Origin of the sequence: Phenylobacterium sp., assembly GCF_036563385.1 — a bacterium.
Lineage (GTDB): Bacteria > Pseudomonadota > Alphaproteobacteria > Caulobacterales > Caulobacteraceae > Phenylobacterium.
The window spans coordinates 207,543-223,419 of sequence record NZ_DATCML010000015.1 but is presented as its reverse complement, the minus strand read 5'-3'; the positions used below and the strand labels follow the sequence as shown (position 1 = coordinate 223,419).

Below are 15,877 nucleotides of genomic sequence, written 5' to 3'. Positions count from 1 at the left end.
TCAGCCGTTTACGCCGTGCCGGTGTAGGTGGTCGGCGGCCGAGCCCAGCATCTGGAGGAACATCCGATCGCCACGCTCGGTCTGCGTGACGATCATCGCGGCGAAGAAGGCGGTGCCGAACAGCAGATACGCCCCACGTCCGTAGTGCCGCTGCAGGTCCGCCAAGGGGTAATCCGAAACCCCGAGGCTCTGCAGGGTTCGTAGGTAGAGCTCCAGAAGCTCGGGTTCATGCGCCTTCAACACCTCTGGCGGCAGCGCGCCGGCGAGGAAATAGGCGAGGTCCGTGGCTCCAGCGCCGTAGGCGAACGACTGCCAATCGAGCACCGTCACCGCGTGGCCTCCGCGCGCCGTTCCGAACATCATGTTGTCGGGCCGGAAATCATTGTGCGTCAGGCAGCGCGGACCGTCGTGCGCCGCCCCAAAACTCGTGAAGTCGCGACACAACCAATCGCCGACCTCTACCCAGTCAGCCTTCAGGCGAGGACCGTAGCGGTCCTTGAACGCACCCCAGAGCGCGATCACCGTCTCGTCGGTGGCCATGCTCGGCGGCGCGGCCCTGGAGCCCGAGACCCACGGCAGCGTGTCCAGCCGATCGTCGGCCCAATGAGAGGCGTGCAGGCGGGCCGCTTCGACCACCACAAGCCGCGCCTGGTCGAGGGTCACGCCGGCCAGCTGGTCGCCCTGCTCGGCGGGCGCCAGGTCTTCCATGATCAAGACAAAGTCGCTGGTCGCTTCGTCGACGTCGGCGAAGTAGCAGCGCGGCGTCCGCACCAAGGCGCGAGGCGCCAGCTCCTGGTAGAAGCGCACCTCACGCAGGTAGTTGCCAAGGGCGTGGCCCGTGGCGCGGCTCTCGGGGCCGGCAGCGGGGAACTTGCCAACGACGCTCGTCGGCGCGCCTGGGCCGCGCCGGCCGTAGTCCAGGTGGAAGCGGACGCTGTCGCCGATCTGGCCGGTGCCCACCGGCTCGGCGCGCACGCCGGACACGACGGCGTCGAGACCGGCCTCGCGCAGCACGGCCGTCAGCCAGGGGCCGTCCACGGCGGCCGGCGGGCGGATTTCAGGACGGGCGAGCAGAGTCACAACGTGTGCACGTACACTTCGTTGAGCACGATCTCCTCGCCCTCGAGCAGGACCAGATCGAAGCCGCGAAGGCGGCCGCCCCCTTGGACGTCGCAGTACCAGCGGCCGCAGAAGCCGCCGGGAATCGGCCAGGTTTGGTCGGGCGTGTAGGTCATCGGCGGCGTAGCTGCGAACAAGCCCAGCAAGTAGGTCCGCAGGGCCGTGCGGCCCGTGAGCCCCTGCGCCGTCTGAGGGTCCTTGTAGGTGCAGCCGTCCGCGTAGAAGCTAACGAGGCGGTCGACGTCCTTGTCGCTCCAGGCCTTGAGCCAGCGGGCGTTGAAGTCGGAGATGTCCAGCCGAACGGGCTGCGCGAGCGTCATGCCGCTTCCTCCTGCTCGCCCAGCACGCGGGCGCGGTGTTGTTCAGTGAAGAGCTCGGGCGGCAGGGTCTCGGGCCCCGCCATCACTGCGAAGGCGTGCGCCTTCAGTCCTGGTTCGCGCGCGGAGCGCTCGAAAAGGCTGCGGCGCCGGGCCTTGGCGGCCTCGCCGAATTCCATGTCGAGGGCCGCCTGGATCTTGGCTACGAAGCGCAGTCGGCGCAGGCGCTCCGCCCGCTCCTCCGCGTAGGGCTCGAAGTCCAGCGCCGTCCACTCGGCTTCGGCCTTCAGGATGTCTGAGACGATGCGTACGTCGCGGTAGGTGATGGAGAGCCCCAGGCCGAGGATCGGATCGTTCCAGCCCGCAGCGTCGCCCACCAGAACCACCCCGTCGGCGTAGGGGCGTTCCGTCCAGGAGTCGGCGTTGACGTAGGCGAACAGCGGGCCCGCCGGTCGGCCGGCCACGAGGGCGCGGTTGTTGGGGCTGCAGCTCAGGGCGAAAGCGTCGAGGAACCGGCGGGGCCCGTCCGGCCCCTTGAAGCGTCGCATTTGGTGGAGCGGGTATCCGCCGTAGACGCGCACCCGCCCCTGTCCCTGCGGGAAGGCGAGGAAGCCGAACTCGTCCTCGGTGCCGATCGCCTGCAGCTCCGGGTTCCAGCCGTCCACGCCGTCGACCAGCAAACCCGCGAACCAGTGGTGCGGCGTGTCCTGGTGGAGCGGGATGCCCACGGCGTCGCGCACCTGCGAGGTGCGACCGTCGGCGCCGACGAGCAGGCGGGCGCGGGCCTCGCGCAGGACGCCGTCGTGCTCGAAACTCACGGACGGGGCGGCCCCGCCCCGCACCTCGGCGACGCGCACCCCGCGCCGCCCCACCGCCCCGGCCGCGACGGCCGCTTCGAAGAGCGTCTGGCAGTGGCTCGGGTGGCCGAGGCAGAGCGGCCCGGGGACGCCTTCCTTGAAGATGCCCAACGGCAGGGCCGAGGCCTCGGCCGCGGCGGGATCAAGGGTCTCGTCACAGGTGACGTGGCGCGTGATGTGATGGCCGCCGGCGCCCATCAGAAGGTCGTACAGGCCCAGCCGCCGGACCTCGGCGACGCCCCAGGGCGCGATCCACTCGCCCCGCACCCGGTCCTCGTAGACCTCCGACTGTTCGAGGAGCAGGACCGAGCGCCCGGCCTGCGCCATGACCGTCGCCAGGGCCGAGCCGCCGATGCCGCCGCCGACGATGATGAGGTCGTAAGCGTCCACCGGCGCCCTCGCTGAGGCGGCTTTGGGCCGCCGTTCAACGGCAGGTTGGGCGTGGAGCCCGAGCCGGTCCAATCAATTGGCTTGGTTGATCTATAGCCGGGTCTTATCAATGCGGCATGGACCGGAGAGACGCGGTCGAGCTGCGCCTGCTGCGCGCCTTCGTGGTGCTGGCCGAGGAGCTGAACTTCGGCCGGGCGGCCGAGCGCCTGCACGTGACCCAGCCGGCGCTGTCGGCCCAGTTACGCCAGGTGGAGACGAGGCTCGGCTTCCCGCTCTTCGAGCGCAGCACCCGCCGGGTGTCGCTGACCGCTCAGGGCGCCGCGCTGATCGCGCCGGCCCAGGCGCTGCTGGCGGAGAGCGGCCGGTTCTCCGATGTGGTGGCGCAGATGCAGGGCCGGCGCGAGCGGCGCGTGGTCTTCGGCGCGGCGCTCTACACCCTGGAGATCCGCGAGCGGCAGACCGTGCTGGAGGCCTTCTTCCGGCGCTATCCGGACAAGCCGCTCACGGTCTCGCCCCTGTGGCAGCGGGAGGTGATACGGGCCCTCCTGCGGGAGGAAGCTGACCTGGCGCTGATGCTGGGCGTGCCGGTTCCGCTGGAGCAGTGGCAGGCCGAGCCGCTCGCCGAGGTCATGTTCCCCGAGACCCTGCCCCGGATGGTGCTGAGCGAGCGGCGCACGGAGCTGCTGGTGCCCAAGGAATCGCCGCTGGCCGCCTATGAGGTGATCCCGCCCGAGGCGTTGCGCGACGCGACGGTGGCGATGGTGGGAGGCACCCACGGCAGCCCGATCCTGGGGCCGCTGCGCGCCACCCTGGGACGGGCCGGCGCACGCCTGGTCGTGCCGCCGGAGCCGCACGCGATCGGCGTCGAGCGGTACGGGCGTCAGTTCCGGATGCCGGCGGTGTCGCTCGGCTGGTTCAACACCGGCGGCGAGACCGACCCCGACATGGTCCGCCGCCCGCTCGAGGGGCTGGAGCTCACGACGCAGTTCGTGCTGGTCCGCTCGCCGGGCCGAAGCAACCCGGCGGCGGAGCCGTTCTGGCAGGAGGCGCGCCTGCAGTTCCCGCAGGCGCGCCTCGTGGCGACCGTCGACTAGGCGGCCTTGCCCAAGGTCGGGCCGCCGAGGCGCTCGCAGGCCTGGGAGAGGGTCTGCATGGCGTTGTCGAGCTCCTGGCGCTCGGCCTCCAGGGCGGCGAGCCGCTGCTTGAAGATCCGCAGCGCGAGCGCGTTCTGAGCCTCCTCGCCCTCGGCCTCATAGGCCTCGAGGATGTCGCGGATCTCGGCCAGCGTGAGCCCGACCTTACGGCCGCGGACGATCAGCTGGAGACGGGCGCGGTCCTTGTAGGAATAGACCCGCTGCATCTGGTGGCGGCGCGGGTAGAGCAGGCCCTGTTCCTCGTAGAACCGAAGGGCCCGGGTGGTGCATCCGAACTCCCGGCAGAGCTGGGTGATCGAATAGGTGCGGAACGGAGCAAGGCGACGCAGCTTTTCCACGGAGCGCTCCTCCTAGAGCGTGGTTGTTTCCCCCACGCTGGAGAGTGCGGAGCCGCCTGTCAGCCGTCCAATCAATGTCTGCAATGGATTGATCAGCGTTCGTGATCAATCACAGCCTGAGCCCGAATTTATGCGTCCACGTGACGATGACGCGGCTCCAGTGGACGCGCCGGGTGACCGGCGCCGACAAGGTCTCACGGGACCAGCCGGACGCCAAAACTTTGCACCATAAATGTTCCGGCTCAGGCGGGCGGAGGGCGGCGGCCGGAACAGGGCCAAGGCGACGTTCGTTTGTGGGGCGGACGAGGAGCCCTCGATGGCCAAGAAGAAGCGCAAGACGAAGAGCCTGCTGCCGAAGCGGATCGCCGGGGTGAAGGTGCCCAAGGCTGTCCGCAAGGGCCGCTTCGCCGAGCTGCTCGCCTCGCGCACCGGCCAGATGCTGATCGCCGAGGCGATCATGGCCGTAGGCGCGCTCGGCGGGGCCAAGAAGGCGGGACAGAGCCCGAGCGCCCGCAGCTTCCTGCATGACGCCGCCGAACATGTGCGCGCCCGCGGCGACGGCCGCGTGGAGGCCGGCGCAGCCGGCGGGGCCCTGGCCTACGCCCTGGGCGAGGCCGCCCGCTCGTTCGCCGACGCCCTGCGCTCGGGCGCCCCGCAGGCCGACAGCAGCCGCCGCTCGGCCGAGCCCGACTGGGAGCCGGCCCCCGCCTACGCCGAGGGCGACGCTGAAAAAAAAAGCGAGACCAAGTACGAGGCCGGCCCGCTCTGAGCGCGCCGCCCGCGTCGGTCGCCGCCCTGCCCTACGCCGGACCGCGTCCGACGCTGAGCGGAACGCTGGCGGCGGTGAGCACGCGCGGCCTGGTCCGCATCGCCCAGTGGCGCGGGCGGCGGCAGGCGCAGGCCGACCTGGCGCGGTCCAACGGCCAGGTTTTCCGCGGCCTGATCCAGATAAACCTGATCCGGCCCCATTGATCTTCGGGCCCGGCGGCACGATCTGTGAACGTCGGGGGCCGCCCGTGCGTTGACTTGGGCGTTGCTGCCCGTATCTTCCGCGCGCGCGTCGATCTCCGTTCGCGCCGCCGCGGTACGCCAGCCAAGTTCTCGTCCAGGGATCGGCGGGCCGCCGCTTTACTCGTATCAGATGACCGAATTCACAGAACTGGGCCTCTCGCCCGCGACGCTCCAAGCCGTCGCAGACACCGGCTACACCACCGCCACGCCGATCCAAGCCGAGGCCATTCCGGTCGCGCTGCAGGGCCGCGACGTGCTGGGCATCGCCCAGACCGGCACCGGCAAGACCGCCGCCTTCACTCTGCCGATGGTCGACCGCCTGAAGGCGGGCCGCTCCAAGGCGCGCATGCCGCGGGCCCTGGTGATCGCGCCGACGCGCGAACTGGCCGACCAGGTCGCCGCCTCCTTCGAGAAGTACGCCAAGGGCCAGAAGCTCTCGTGGGCGCTGCTGATCGGCGGCGTTTCGTTCTCGGACCAGGAGCAGAAGCTGGACCGCGGCGTGGACGTGCTGATCGCCACCCCGGGCCGCCTGCTCGACCACTTCGAGCGCGGCAAGCTGCTGATGACCGGCGTCCAGATCATGGTGGTCGACGAGGCCGACCGGATGCTCGACATGGGCTTCATCCCGGACCTCGAGCGCATCTTCAAGCTCACGCCGGCCAAGAAGCAGACGCTGTTCTTCTCGGCCACCATGCCGCCCGAGATCACCCGGCTGACCAAGCAGTTCCTGCACGACCCCGTGCGGATTGAGGCCTCGCGGCCGGCGACCACGGCCGAGACCATCACCCAGTACATGGTCAAGATGCCGGTCTCGGACCCGAAGGCGAAGCGCACGGCCCTGCGCACCCTGATCGAGCGCAGCGACGTCACCAATGGCATCGTCTTCTGCAACCGCAAGTCGGAAGTGGACATCGTCGCCAAGTCGCTGAAGACCCACGGCTTCGACGCCGCCCCGATCCACGGCGACCTCGACCAGCAGACCCGGATGCGGACCCTCGAGAGCTTCCGCAACGGCGAGCTGAAGCTGCTGGTGGCCTCCGACGTGGCGGCCCGCGGCCTGGACATCCCGGCGGTGGGCCACGTGTTCAACTACGACGTGCCGCACCATGCCGACGACTACGTCCACCGGATCGGCCGGACCGGCCGCGCCGGGCGCAAGGGCGAGGCGTTCATGCTGGTCACCCCGGCCGACGCCAAGAACATCGACAAGGTCATCAAGCTGATCGGCAAGACCCCCGAGGAGATCGCGCTCGATCTCGACTGGGGCAGCCTGAAGGACGAGCCGCGCGCCGGCCGCGGCGACCGCAAGGGCCGCGGCGGCGAACGTTCCGGCCGCGACCGTGACCGAGATCGTGATCGCCGACCACGCGCCATCAAGGAGCACGGCGAGCGGGCGGCCATGGAGCCGCTGCAGCCCACCGCCGCGCCGGAGGGCGAAGAGGCCCCTCCCCCCAAGCGCAGCCGCAGCCGCAAGGCGGCGGAGCCCGCGCCGCAGGTGGAAGCCGCCGCCGCGGAGGCGCAGGAGGCGCGTCCCCGGCGCGCGCGCGACGAGCGCCCGCCGCGCAGCGAGCGACCGGAACGCGAGGAGCGTGGCGAGCGCGCCGCTCGTAGCGAACGCCCCGCCTACGGCGATCGGCCCGAGCGTGGCGAACGGCCGGCGTACGGCGACCGGCCCGAGCGGGCCGCTCGACCCGAGCGTCGCGACGAGCACCGCGAGCCGGACGAGCGTCGGCGGCGGGACGACCGGCGTGACCGCGGCCGCGACCGCGACCGCGACCGCGAGGATCGGGTGGTCGGCTTCGGCTCCGACGTGCCGGCCTTCCTCCTGCGCAGCGCCGCGCTCCCCCCGGTCAGCGAAGACTGAGGCGCCTTCGGCAGGCGAGCTTAAGGCCTCTTAACGACCCGGTTTAACCGGTCGTTTGGCCCCTGGAGCTAGGCTGCTTCGCACGAGAGGACCTGCCGTGTGACGCACGGGAAGGTTCCGGTTGACGGAAGCTGGAGCCCCATGTCGACGGACGTCGAGAGCCTGTTGCGTGCGCCTACGGCCTACGCCCTCGCCCGCAAGGCGATCGCGGCCATGGAGCAGCACAAGGTCTGGCCGACGCCGGTCAACTTCGAGATCTGGCTGCACTACGTCGCCGACAAGGAAAGCCCGCTGGCGGTGGAAATCGACCAGCTGATCGAGGCCGGCGAGGCGTTCACTGACGCGGTCGGCGAGCAGCTGGCCGAGAAGCACCTGCCCAAGGCCAAGCTGAACGGCGAGATCCTGGAGGCCGGCGACGCCCTGGCCCAGGAGCTGGACAGCGTGTCCCGGGCCATCGAGAGCGCGCGCGAGACCAGCGAGGCGTACGGCCAACAGCTGGCCACGGCCTCCAAGTCGCTCGAGAACGAGGACGCCACGGCCATCAAGACGATGGTCGAGACCCTGACCACCGCCACCCAGCGCGTGCAGCGCGAGAACCGCACCCTGGAGACCCAGCTCGCCGACACGACGGCCGAGGTGACCCGTTTGCGCGAACACCTGGAGCTGGTCCGCCGCGACGCCATGACCGACGGGCTGACGCACCTGGCCAACCGCAAGGCCTTCGACGAGGCGCTGGAGAAGGCCTGCGCCGAGGCCGAGGCCGAGGGGCGGACGCTGACCCTGGCGGTGCTCGACATCGACCACTTCAAGAGCTTCAACGACACCTGGGGCCACCAGACCGGCGACCAGGTGATCCGCTATGTGGCCTCGGTGATCGGCCGCGCGGGCGCCGCGCCGCGCGTCGCGGCCCGCTACGGCGGCGAGGAGTTCGCCCTGATCTTCCCCGGCGAGGCCGGCGAGACCGCGCTGACCGTGCTGGAGGAGATCCGCGAAGAGGTCTCCTCGCGCGTGCTCAAGCGGCGCTCCACCAACGAAGACCTGGGCGCTATCACCATCTCGGCGGGCCTAGCCGAGCGGAAGGCCGGCGAGGCCATGTCGAGCCTCGTGGAGCGCGCCGACGCGGCGCTCTACGCCTCGAAACGCGGCGGCCGCAACCGGACGACCGCGGCTGACAAGGTCGCGGCGCAGGCCGCCTGACGGGCGGGGCAGTCCCGCAAGGGCCCGCGTACGTGAGCGCCGGGTGAGTAAGCGGACATTCCCACCCGCAGCGCCGGCAGCGACCATCGGAAGGTCAGCTCGGGGTGGAAGCCGACCTACCTCCCCCATCGCGGTAGCGATGGCGGGAGGGGGACCGCCGAGCAAGCCCACGCTCAGCGCCTGCCGCAGCCGCCCGAACGCGGCGTCTGAAGCTCGCCCCCTCCACCCCCCGCTCTTCCGCCCGCTGGCGCGGGCGTCGGCGGGCGGTCCCCCTCCCGCCGCTTCGCGGGGGAGGTAAGAGGGCGCAACGGGTCGACAGCGGGCACCAGCTCAGAGCCTGATAGCGGACTTTCGCCCGACTGCCGACGCGCGGACCTCCCGAACGTCGGCGCAAGCGGGGCCGCCTCCGCAAGAAACCGGACGCGCGGCCTGCCGTTCGGATAAGCTGTACTTCCCACCGCACGGAAGCGAGCGCCGCTGATGCGGAGCTCGCCCCTGGCACGACCAAGGCCCATGAATAACCAGTACCAGACCGACATGCCGGACACCGCGGACCGCACCCGCGCGGGCCGCTATGTCGACGCGGTAGAGCAGCAGGGCGGGCTCTTCGTGGAAGCGGTCCGCCGGACCCGCATGCCGATGCTGGTCACCGACGCGACGCTGCCAGGGAACCCGATCACCTTCGCCAACCCGGCGTTCACCGAGCTCAGCGGCTATTCCCTGGAGGAGCTGCTGGGCCAGGACCCCCATTTCATGAACGGGGCCGGCACAGACCCCGAGGCGATCGCGCAATACACCGAAGCCATGGACGAACGCCGGGATTGCACCTTGGAGATCGTCCAGTACCGGAAAGACGGCTCGGCGTTCCGCGCCATGCTGTTCGCGAGTCCGGTCGACGACGGCCAAGGGGTCATCACCAGCCATTTCCTCTCGTATCTGGACATCACCGGGCGCTGGGAGGCCGAGGAAGGCCTGCGGATCCTGACGAGCGAGCTCGAGTCGCGCGTGGCGGACCGCACCGCGGCGCTGGAGGCGGCGAACGCGCGCCTGACCGAGCTGCTCGCCGAGCGGGATCTGCTGATGACCGAGGTGAACCACCGGGCCAAGAACAGTCTGACCGTCGCCACCGGCCTGCTCGCCGTCCAAGGGCGGCGGCAGTCGGACCCGGCCGTGCGCGCGGAATTCGAGGCCGCCCAGGAACGGCTGCACGCCATGGCCAAGGTGCATGACCTGCTCAGCAAGTCCGAGACGGGGCAGCGGGTGGACCTCGCCACCTATCTGGCGCAGCTGTGCGACGCCTTGGGCGGCATCGCCGATCGCGGGCGCGTTCGGGTGCGGGCCGAGGCGGACGCGGGGATACTGCTCGACGCCGACACCGCCTTCCCGGTCGGCATCATCCTGACCGAGCTGATCACGAACGCCTTGAAGTACGCCTTCCCCGACGGCCGGGCCGGCCTCGTGCTTGCGCAGGCGCAGCGGACGGGCGCCGGGCAGGTGGAGCTTCTGGTGCGGGACGACGGGGTCGGGATGGGCCAGCTGCGCGAGGGCTCCCTCGGCTACGGGCTCGTCCGCTCCCTGGTGACCCAGATCGGCGGGGTCCTGACCATCGAAACTGCGCCGGGCGTCACCGTCCGGATCACCTTCCAGAACACCGCCGGCTGAAGGCTGGCCGGTGCGCCCGCGCGCCCAGGCTTGAGCGCCGCTGGGGAGCGCACCGTCCAGCCGGCGCCGTGGAGGTCAGGCGAGCGCCGGCGCGCGGGGGCGGCGCAGGGCGGCGGCCTCCACGAGCGCGAGCACCGTGACGGCTCCGGCCTGGCCCAGGACGAAGGCGTAGCCCAGCGGGTTCGGTTGCGTGAGGGCCAGGACGGCGAGGCTTGCGGCCACCCAGGCGGCGTTGCCGAGCACCGCCACCCGGACATGGAACGCGCCGAGCCGGCGCGTGCGGGACATCCAGGCGAACAGGGCCGCCACGGGGAAGAGGCTGGCGCCGGCGGCGAGCAGCAGCGGCGCGGGCAGCGCCGTGATCCCGGAGAGCGGTCCGGCGGCGCCGGCCATCAGGGCGCCGGCGGCGGCGCACGTCAGGGCGTCGACGGCCAGAACGCGGCGGGCGAAGGCGAGGTCGGCGGGGGTGGTCATGGGAAGTCCTCCGTGGCTGATGGCGCGAGCATCGGGCGGCGGCGGAGGCCGGTCGATTACCGCGGAGGTAAGGGCGAGGGCGTGGGGCCGGGCCCCGGCCGACTTCCCAAGCGGGGCTGGCGCGCTCATGCTGGCCGGGTTCTGGGGGGCGCAGATGGCGAGGCTTCAGCCGTTCGGCGAGGAAATCTGGCTGGCGGACGGGCCGCAGGCGGCGGTGGCGGGGTTCGCCTATCCCACCCGGATGGCGGTGATCCGGCTCGGCGGGCGGCGGCTGTTCGTCTGGTCGCCGGTCGCGCTGGACGCGGCGCTGCGGGTTGAGGTGGAGGCGCTGGGCGACGTGCGCTGGCTCGCCGCCCCCAATTCGCTGCACCACCTGTTCCTCGCCGAGTGGAAGGCGGCCTACCCCGCGGCGGCGCTGTGGGCCGCGCCCGGGCTGCGCGGCAAGCGACCGGACCTCGCGTTCGACGGCGACCTCGGGGAGACGGCGCCGCCCGACTGGGCGGACGAGATCGACCAGGCTCCGGTGCACGGCAACCTGATCACCACGGAGGTGGTGTTCTTCCACCGGCGCAGCCGCACGGTGCTGTTCACCGACCTGATCCAGCATTTCCCCGGCGGCTGGTTCCGCGGCTGGCGGGCGTTGGTCGCGGGGCTGGACCTGATGACCGCTGCGGAGCCGCAGGTCCCGCGGAAATTCCGGACCGGCTTCGTGCGCCGGCGTGCGGCGCGGGACTCGCTGGCGCGTATCCTCGACTGGCCCGCCGAGAAGGTGGTGATGGCCCACGGGGCGCCCGTGCAGGCGGACGGCGCCGCCTTCCTGCGTAGCGCCTTCCGCTGGCTGGGCGCGCAGCCCGCGGGCCGCGCGGCGGACGGCGCCTAGCTGGGCGGCCGCGCGGCCGCCGGGCGATCGAGGAGGTCGCGGACCCTCACCGCCAGCTGCTCGAAGGTGAAGGGCTTGCTGATCAGCTCGACGCCGGCGTCCAGCCGCCCGTGATGGACGATGGCGTTGCGCGAGTAGCCGGTGGTGTAGAGGACCTTCAGGCCGGGCCGCAGTCGGCTCGCCTCGTCGGCGAGGACCCGGCCGCTGTCGCCCGGCAGCACGACGTCGGTGAACAGCAGGTCGATGCGCTGCGGCGACCTAAGGACCTGCAGAGCGGCGTCGGCGTCGCCGGCTTCGCGCACCACGTAGCCCAGCTCCGTGAGGATCAGGGCGCTGTAGGCGCGGACGTCCTCGTTATCCTCGACGAGCAGCACGACCTCCCCCTTGCTGGCCCGAGGCGTCTCGGCGACGGCCGGCCGCTCGTCGACGGCGGCGGCGCCCTTGAAGCGGGGGAAGTAGAGCTTAACGGTCGTCCCCTGCCCTTCCTCGCTGTAGAGGGTGACGTGGCCGCCGGACTGCTTCACGAAGCCGTAGACCATGCTGAGGCCCAGGCCGGTGCCGCGGCCCACCTCCTTGGTGGTGAAGAACGGCTCGAAGACCTTGGCGAGGGTCGCCTTGTCCATGCCACAGCCGGTGTCGCTGACGCTGATGACGGCGTACTGGCCCGGCACCACCTCGGCGTCCAAGGCGGCGTAGGTCTCGTCGAGGGCGGTGTTGGCCGTCTCGATCGTCAGCTTGCCGCCATCCGGCATGGCGTCGCGCGCGTTGACGGCCAGGTTCAGGATCGCGCTTTCGAGCTGGTTCTGGTCCACCTCCACCTGCCAGAGGCGCGGCGCCAGCACCCCCTCCAGCTCGATCTGCTCGCCGAGCGTCCGGTGCAGCAGGTCGGTCATGTCGCGCACGACGGCGTTCAGCTCGAGGGGCTTGGGCGCGAGCGGCTGGCGGCGGGAGAAGGCCAGCAGGCGGCTGGTCAGGCTGGCGGCCCGTTCGGCGCCCTTGGTGGCCATGTCCACCGCGCGGCGGATGCGGGCCACGTCCTCGGGCGCGCTGCGGCGGATGGTGTCCAGGCCGCCCATGATCACGGTGAGCAGGTTGTTGAAGTCGTGCGCCACCCCGCCGGTGAGCTGGCCGATGGCTTCCATCTTCTGGGCCTGGCGCAGGGCGGCCTCGGCCTTGGTCCGCTCGGCCACCTCCGAGGCGACGCGCTCCTCGAGGCGGGCGTTCAGGGCCTGCAGGTCGGCCTCCGCGCGGCGACGGGCCTCCAGCTCCCACTGCGAGGCCTGGAAGAGCCGGGCGTTGTCGATGGCGATGGCCGCCTGGCCGGCCAGGCCGACGATGCGTTCCTCGTCGAGGGCGCTGAACATGCCGGGCTGGGAGTGGCCGAAGAAGAGGCCGCCCAGAACCTCCCCGTCGCGCGACCTCACCGGGACGGCGAGGTAGCTGCGCACCGGCAGGTGGCCGGCCGGCATGCCGTGGTGCGGCGCCGAGTGGCCGTAGCGGGGATCCTTGGTGATGTCGTCCGAGCGCATGACCCCCGTGCCTTCGAACGTCGGCTGGAAGACCGCGGTGTTGCGCGGCATGGGGAACTTGGAGAACGCCTCCCGGGGCACCCCGGAGATCGTATAGAGCGTGTAGCGCCCGCCGGCCTCGTCGAGGACATTGTAGAAGAAGGCGCCGAACTCGGCGCCCGTCAGCTCCACGGCCGCGTCGGTGACGGTCTGCACGACCCGTTCGAGATCGAGGTCGCCGGAGATGGCGGCCGAGGCGGCGTTCAGGACCCGCAGGGCGCGGGTCTGTTCCTCGAGCGCGGCGGTCTTCTCCTCGATCTCGCGCTGGGCGGCCAGCCGGTCGGAGATGTCGAAGAACGTGCAGATCGCGCCGCGCAGCTCGCCGCCGACCACGATGGGCTGGGCGCGGTACTCCACCGGGACCGCCGAGCCGTCGAGACGGTAGAACAGCTCGCCCTCGACGTGCGCCGGAACGCCCTCGTTGGCCGCCTTGTAGATGGGGCAGTCCTCGGCCTCGTAGTGGCGGCCGTCGGCGTGCGTGTGGTGGATGATCCCGTGGAGCTTTCGACCCAGGGCCTGGCTCTCGTCGGCGAAGCCCAGCAGCTGCAGGAAGGCGGGGTTGACCAGAGTGGTGACGCCGTCCCGGTCGACCGCATAGAAGGCCTCGCCCGTGCTGTTGAGCAGCTCGCGCAGGAATTCGCGGCCCTCCCGCAGCTGGCGCTCGCGGGTCCGCTCGTCGGCGATCGGCCGCACCTCGATCACCGTGCCGACGGTCTTGGAAGCCTCGTCGCGCAGGGGCGAGGCGGTGAAGGCCACGGGATAGAAGCTGCCGTCCGCGTGGACGAAGATCTCCTCGCCTTCGGTCTGGTTGTCCTCAGGGAACGCCCGGTCGATGGGGCACTCCTCGAGCGGGTATGGACGCCCGTCGGGCCGGGTGTGGTGGACCACGTCGTGCAGGGGCCGCCCCTGCATCTCCGAGAAGCTGTAACCCGTCAGGGCCTCGGCGGCGGAGTTGGCGTAGACGCAATGCTGGCGTTCATCCATCAGGAAGACCGCCATGCGGGTGTTGTCGAAGACGGCGTTCAGCCGCCGCTCGCTCATCTTCAGCGCGTCCTCGGCGGCGCGCTGGGCGGTCACGTCCCGGGCCGCCACAAGGGCGCCGGCGATTCGTCCCTGGGGGTCCCGAAGGGGCGAGCCGTCGAAGCAGATCCGCTTCAGCTCGCCACCGCCGATCCGCACATTGATCTCGAAGTCGCGGACTTCCTGCCCGCGCAGGGCTTTGGGCACGGGGGTGTCGGCGAACTCGATGGGCGAGCCGTCCACCTGGCTCACCTCGATCGGCGGCTGGTCGTAGGGTCGGCCCTCGAAGGTGGAGCGGCCGAGCTGGAACAGCGCCTCGGCCGCGGCATTGGCGTGGCGGGTGACGCCCTGGAGGTCCGTGCGGAACACCGGGAACGGCAGACCGTCCAGTAACTGGTCCACCCGCCGCTCGAACTCGGCCGAAGGCTCGGTCTGAACAGGGGTTCCCATGCGTCGCCTCTCCAGCTTCGCACCCCCCGGAGGCTGCGCTTAACGAGTTTCCCCAACCGCCTCAACGGGTTTGACGCCGCCTTGGAGCCCCCGCCCGCCCCCGGGCCATTTTCCGCTAGGCTGACGCCGGGGTATCGTGCCTCCAATCCCCAGACGAGCTGGCAGGAGGATCCCGATGGACGGCGGGCAGGCGCAAGCCAAGGTGAAGACCTCGGTCGAGGACAAGATCGGCGTCATCACGCTTTCCGATCCCGGCACGCTCAACGCGGCCGGGCTCGACCTGATGGGGGAACTGCGGGCGGCCTTCGAGGAGTTCGCCTACGGCGACGAGGTGCGCGCCATCGTGATCACCGGCGAAGGCCGCGGCTTCTGCTCGGGGGCCAACCTGACGAGCGGCGGCGGCCGCGCGCCGTCGAAGGCCAGCGTCAACGGCCCGAACGAGGCGCTGCTTTCCACCTACAACCCGTTCGTCTCGCTGGTCCGCAGGTCGCCCAAGCCGATCGTCTCGGCGGTGAACGGCGTGGCGGCCGGGGTCGGCGTGTCGCTGGCTCTGATGGGCGACCTGATCGTGGCGGCCGAGAGCGCCTATTTCCTGCTGGCCTTCCGACGCATCGGCCTGGTGCCCGACGGCGGCGCCACCTGGCTGCTGCCGCGCCACATCGGCAAGGCGCGCGCCATGGAGCTGATGCTGCTGGGCGAGAAGCTGCCGGCGAAGACCGCTCAGGAATGGGGCCTGATCAACAAGTGCGTGCCCGACGCCGAGCTGATGGGCGCGGCCATGACCTACGCGCGCGCGCTGGCCGACGGCCCCGCCTCGCTGGGCCTGACGCGCAACCTGGTGTGGGACGCGCTGGACGCGCCATGGCACCTGCAACTCGAAGCCGAGGCCTACGGCCAGGGCGAGGCCGGCCGGACGGAAGACTCCCGCGAGGGCGTCATGGCCTTCGTCCAGAAGCGGCAGGCCGAGTTCAAGGGCCGCTAGGCCCCGGGGCTCAGCGGCGCTCGCGCAGCCGCTGCAGCTCCTGCTGGACCAGCCGCTCGCGGGTGTCGCCCAGGTAGCCGAACGTCGCCGAGGCGTGGGCCGCCAGCCCGATGCCCCAGCCGATGGCTGGCCAGAACGCCCAATCGATGCCAGGCGACGTGGCCCAGTCGATGGCGAACAGCCCCGCGTTGACGATGAGATAGGCGGCCAGGTGGCTGCGGAACGCGAGCTTCATGTCGGCGCGCCGCTCGGCCTGGCGGCGCAGGGTCGTATCGTCGGTCATCGGTCCCTCCCTCGGACCGACAACATAACACGGGTCTTCAGCCCTGGAACTCGGCGTCCGTGCGCGGGGCCGCGGGGGCCTGCTCATCAAGCGACTGACGGTAGCGGATGCAGCCGCGCATGAACTGGGGCCAGGCGGGGACCTCCGGCTGCGGGTCCGTCTTTTCGGGAAGCAGCCCCCAGAGCTGCGGATGATGCCAGCAGAGCTCGTGGAGGGTGGCGTCCCGGTGAGCGCGGATGGCGGCGCGGAGCTTGCCGACCTCCTCCACGAGGGCTTCGCGGCTCATGGTCAGGAGGTCGTCGTCCATCTCC

General features: G+C 71.2%; 16 protein-coding genes. 8 read left to right on the top strand and 8 right to left on the bottom strand.

Annotated elements, in window-relative coordinates; all coding sequences use genetic code 11:
• Genes VIL67_RS16125 through VIL67_RS16115 form a run of 3 tightly spaced genes read right to left on the bottom strand, consistent with a single transcriptional unit; the run spans position 1 to position 2,683 of the window.
• Positions 1-1,080, bottom strand: a complete 1,080-nt coding sequence (locus VIL67_RS16125) for a phosphotransferase (protein WP_332049934.1) — start codon at positions 1,078-1,080, stop codon at positions 1-3.
• Positions 1,077-1,439 carry a YybH family protein gene (locus VIL67_RS16120; RefSeq protein ID WP_332049933.1) on the bottom strand — a complete coding sequence of 121 codons (363 nt, stop codon included), beginning with the start codon at positions 1,437-1,439 and terminating at the stop codon, positions 1,077-1,079. Before VIL67_RS16120 ends, VIL67_RS16125 begins: the two co-directional genes overlap by 4 nt.
• Positions 1,436-2,683 carry an FAD-dependent oxidoreductase gene (locus VIL67_RS16115; protein ID WP_332049932.1) on the bottom strand — a complete coding sequence of 416 codons (1,248 nt, stop codon included), beginning with the start codon at positions 2,681-2,683 and terminating at the stop codon, positions 1,436-1,438. Before VIL67_RS16115 ends, VIL67_RS16120 begins: the two co-directional genes overlap by 4 nt.
• Positions 2,684-2,799: 116 nt before the next feature.
• Between VIL67_RS16115 and VIL67_RS16110 the strand changes: the two genes are divergently transcribed.
• The gene (locus tag VIL67_RS16110) at positions 2,800-3,777 is read left to right on the top strand and encodes a LysR family transcriptional regulator (protein WP_332049931.1); all 978 of its coding nucleotides are present in this window, start codon (positions 2,800-2,802) and stop codon (positions 3,775-3,777) included.
• Here VIL67_RS16110 and VIL67_RS16105 read toward each other — a convergent pair.
• Positions 3,774-4,175 carry a MerR family transcriptional regulator gene (locus tag VIL67_RS16105; protein WP_332049930.1) on the bottom strand — a complete coding sequence of 134 codons (402 nt, stop codon included), beginning with the start codon at positions 4,173-4,175 and terminating at the stop codon, positions 3,774-3,776. The genes VIL67_RS16110 and VIL67_RS16105 overlap by 4 nt on opposite strands.
• 316 nt (positions 4,176-4,491) lie before the next feature.
• Here VIL67_RS16105 and VIL67_RS16100 point away from each other — a divergent pair, with 316 nt between their 5' ends.
• From VIL67_RS16100 to VIL67_RS16080, 5 genes are all read left to right on the top strand, one after another.
• Positions 4,492-4,944: a hypothetical protein gene (locus VIL67_RS16100; protein ID WP_332049929.1), complete on the top strand. Its 453-nt coding sequence runs from the start codon at positions 4,492-4,494 to the stop codon at positions 4,942-4,944.
• A gap of 74 nt (positions 4,945-5,018) precedes the next feature.
• The gene (locus VIL67_RS16095) at positions 5,019-5,147 is read left to right on the top strand and encodes a hypothetical protein (RefSeq protein ID WP_332049928.1); all 129 of its coding nucleotides are present in this window, start codon (positions 5,019-5,021) and stop codon (positions 5,145-5,147) included.
• 169 nt (positions 5,148-5,316) lie between these two features.
• Positions 5,317-7,050, top strand: coding sequence for a DEAD/DEAH box helicase (locus VIL67_RS16090; protein WP_332049927.1), 1,734 nt, complete (start codon positions 5,317-5,319; stop codon positions 7,048-7,050).
• 141 nt (positions 7,051-7,191) lie between these two features.
• Complete coding sequence (locus VIL67_RS16085) at positions 7,192-8,247, top strand: GGDEF domain-containing protein (protein WP_332049926.1); 1,056 nt, start codon at positions 7,192-7,194, stop codon at positions 8,245-8,247.
• Between the two features lie 513 nt (positions 8,248-8,760).
• The gene (locus VIL67_RS16080; RefSeq protein ID WP_332049925.1) at positions 8,761-9,909 is read left to right on the top strand and encodes a histidine kinase dimerization/phosphoacceptor domain -containing protein; all 1,149 of its coding nucleotides are present in this window, start codon (positions 8,761-8,763) and stop codon (positions 9,907-9,909) included.
• Positions 9,910-9,984: 75 nt separating this feature from the next.
• Here VIL67_RS16080 and VIL67_RS16075 read toward each other — a convergent pair whose 3' ends face one another.
• Complete coding sequence (locus VIL67_RS16075) at positions 9,985-10,383, bottom strand: hypothetical protein (RefSeq protein ID WP_332049924.1); 399 nt, start codon at positions 10,381-10,383, stop codon at positions 9,985-9,987.
• A 154-nt stretch (positions 10,384-10,537) separates the two neighbouring features.
• Between VIL67_RS16075 and VIL67_RS16070 the strand changes: the two genes are divergently transcribed.
• The gene (locus VIL67_RS16070; protein WP_332049923.1) at positions 10,538-11,263 is read left to right on the top strand and encodes a DUF4336 domain-containing protein; all 726 of its coding nucleotides are present in this window, start codon (positions 10,538-10,540) and stop codon (positions 11,261-11,263) included.
• Here the strand turns inward: VIL67_RS16070 and VIL67_RS16065 are convergent.
• The gene (locus tag VIL67_RS16065; RefSeq protein WP_332049922.1) at positions 11,260-14,301 is read right to left on the bottom strand and encodes a PAS domain-containing hybrid sensor histidine kinase/response regulator; all 3,042 of its coding nucleotides are present in this window, start codon (positions 14,299-14,301) and stop codon (positions 11,260-11,262) included. The genes VIL67_RS16070 and VIL67_RS16065 overlap by 4 nt on opposite strands.
• Positions 14,302-14,476: 175 nt before the next feature.
• Here VIL67_RS16065 and VIL67_RS16060 point away from each other — a divergent pair, with 175 nt between their 5' ends.
• Entirely contained in the window at positions 14,477-15,283 is an 807-nt protein-coding gene (locus VIL67_RS16060; RefSeq protein WP_332049921.1) for an enoyl-CoA hydratase/isomerase, read from the top strand.
• Between the two features lie 10 nt (positions 15,284-15,293).
• Here the strand turns inward: VIL67_RS16060 and VIL67_RS16055 are convergent, their stop codons facing one another.
• A complete protein-coding gene (locus VIL67_RS16055; RefSeq protein WP_332049920.1) occupies positions 15,294-15,566 on the bottom strand; it encodes a 2TM domain-containing protein in 273 nt (90 codons plus the stop codon).
• A gap of 37 nt (positions 15,567-15,603) precedes the next feature.
• Positions 15,604-15,873 (bottom strand): hypothetical protein, encoded by a 270-nt coding sequence (locus VIL67_RS16050; RefSeq protein ID WP_332049919.1) that lies wholly within the window; start codon positions 15,871-15,873, stop codon positions 15,604-15,606.
• Between the last annotated feature and the right edge of the window lie 4 nt (positions 15,874-15,877).

What these genes read in the sequence shown, in the direction of transcription:
- VIL67_RS16060 (WP_332049921.1), top strand. Translation starts at nt 14,477, where the DNA reads ATGGACGGCGGGCAGGCGCAAGCCAAGGTGAAGACCTCGGTCGAGGAC.
- VIL67_RS16090 (WP_332049927.1), top strand. Translation starts at nt 5,317, where the DNA reads ATGACCGAATTCACAGAACTGGGCCTCTCGCCCGCGACGCTCCAAGCC.
- VIL67_RS16075 (WP_332049924.1), bottom strand. Translation starts at nt 10,383, where the DNA reads ATGACCACCCCCGCCGACCTCGCCTTCGCCCGCCGCGTTCTGGCCGTC.
- VIL67_RS16065 (WP_332049922.1), bottom strand. Translation starts at nt 14,301, where the DNA reads ATGGGAACCCCTGTTCAGACCGAGCCTTCGGCCGAGTTCGAGCGGCGG.
- VIL67_RS16120 (WP_332049933.1), bottom strand. Translation starts at nt 1,439, where the DNA reads ATGACGCTCGCGCAGCCCGTTCGGCTGGACATCTCCGACTTCAACGCC.
- VIL67_RS16055 (WP_332049920.1), bottom strand. Translation starts at nt 15,566, where the DNA reads ATGACCGACGATACGACCCTGCGCCGCCAGGCCGAGCGGCGCGCCGAC.
- VIL67_RS16100 (WP_332049929.1), top strand. Translation starts at nt 4,492, where the DNA reads ATGGCCAAGAAGAAGCGCAAGACGAAGAGCCTGCTGCCGAAGCGGATC.
- VIL67_RS16080 (WP_332049925.1), top strand. Translation starts at nt 8,761, where the DNA reads ATGAATAACCAGTACCAGACCGACATGCCGGACACCGCGGACCGCACC.
- VIL67_RS16050 (WP_332049919.1), bottom strand. Translation starts at nt 15,873, where the DNA reads ATGGACGACGACCTCCTGACCATGAGCCGCGAAGCCCTCGTGGAGGAG.
- VIL67_RS16110 (WP_332049931.1), top strand. Translation starts at nt 2,800, where the DNA reads ATGGACCGGAGAGACGCGGTCGAGCTGCGCCTGCTGCGCGCCTTCGTG.
- VIL67_RS16085 (WP_332049926.1), top strand. Translation starts at nt 7,192, where the DNA reads ATGTCGACGGACGTCGAGAGCCTGTTGCGTGCGCCTACGGCCTACGCC.
- VIL67_RS16070 (WP_332049923.1), top strand. Translation starts at nt 10,538, where the DNA reads ATGGCGAGGCTTCAGCCGTTCGGCGAGGAAATCTGGCTGGCGGACGGG.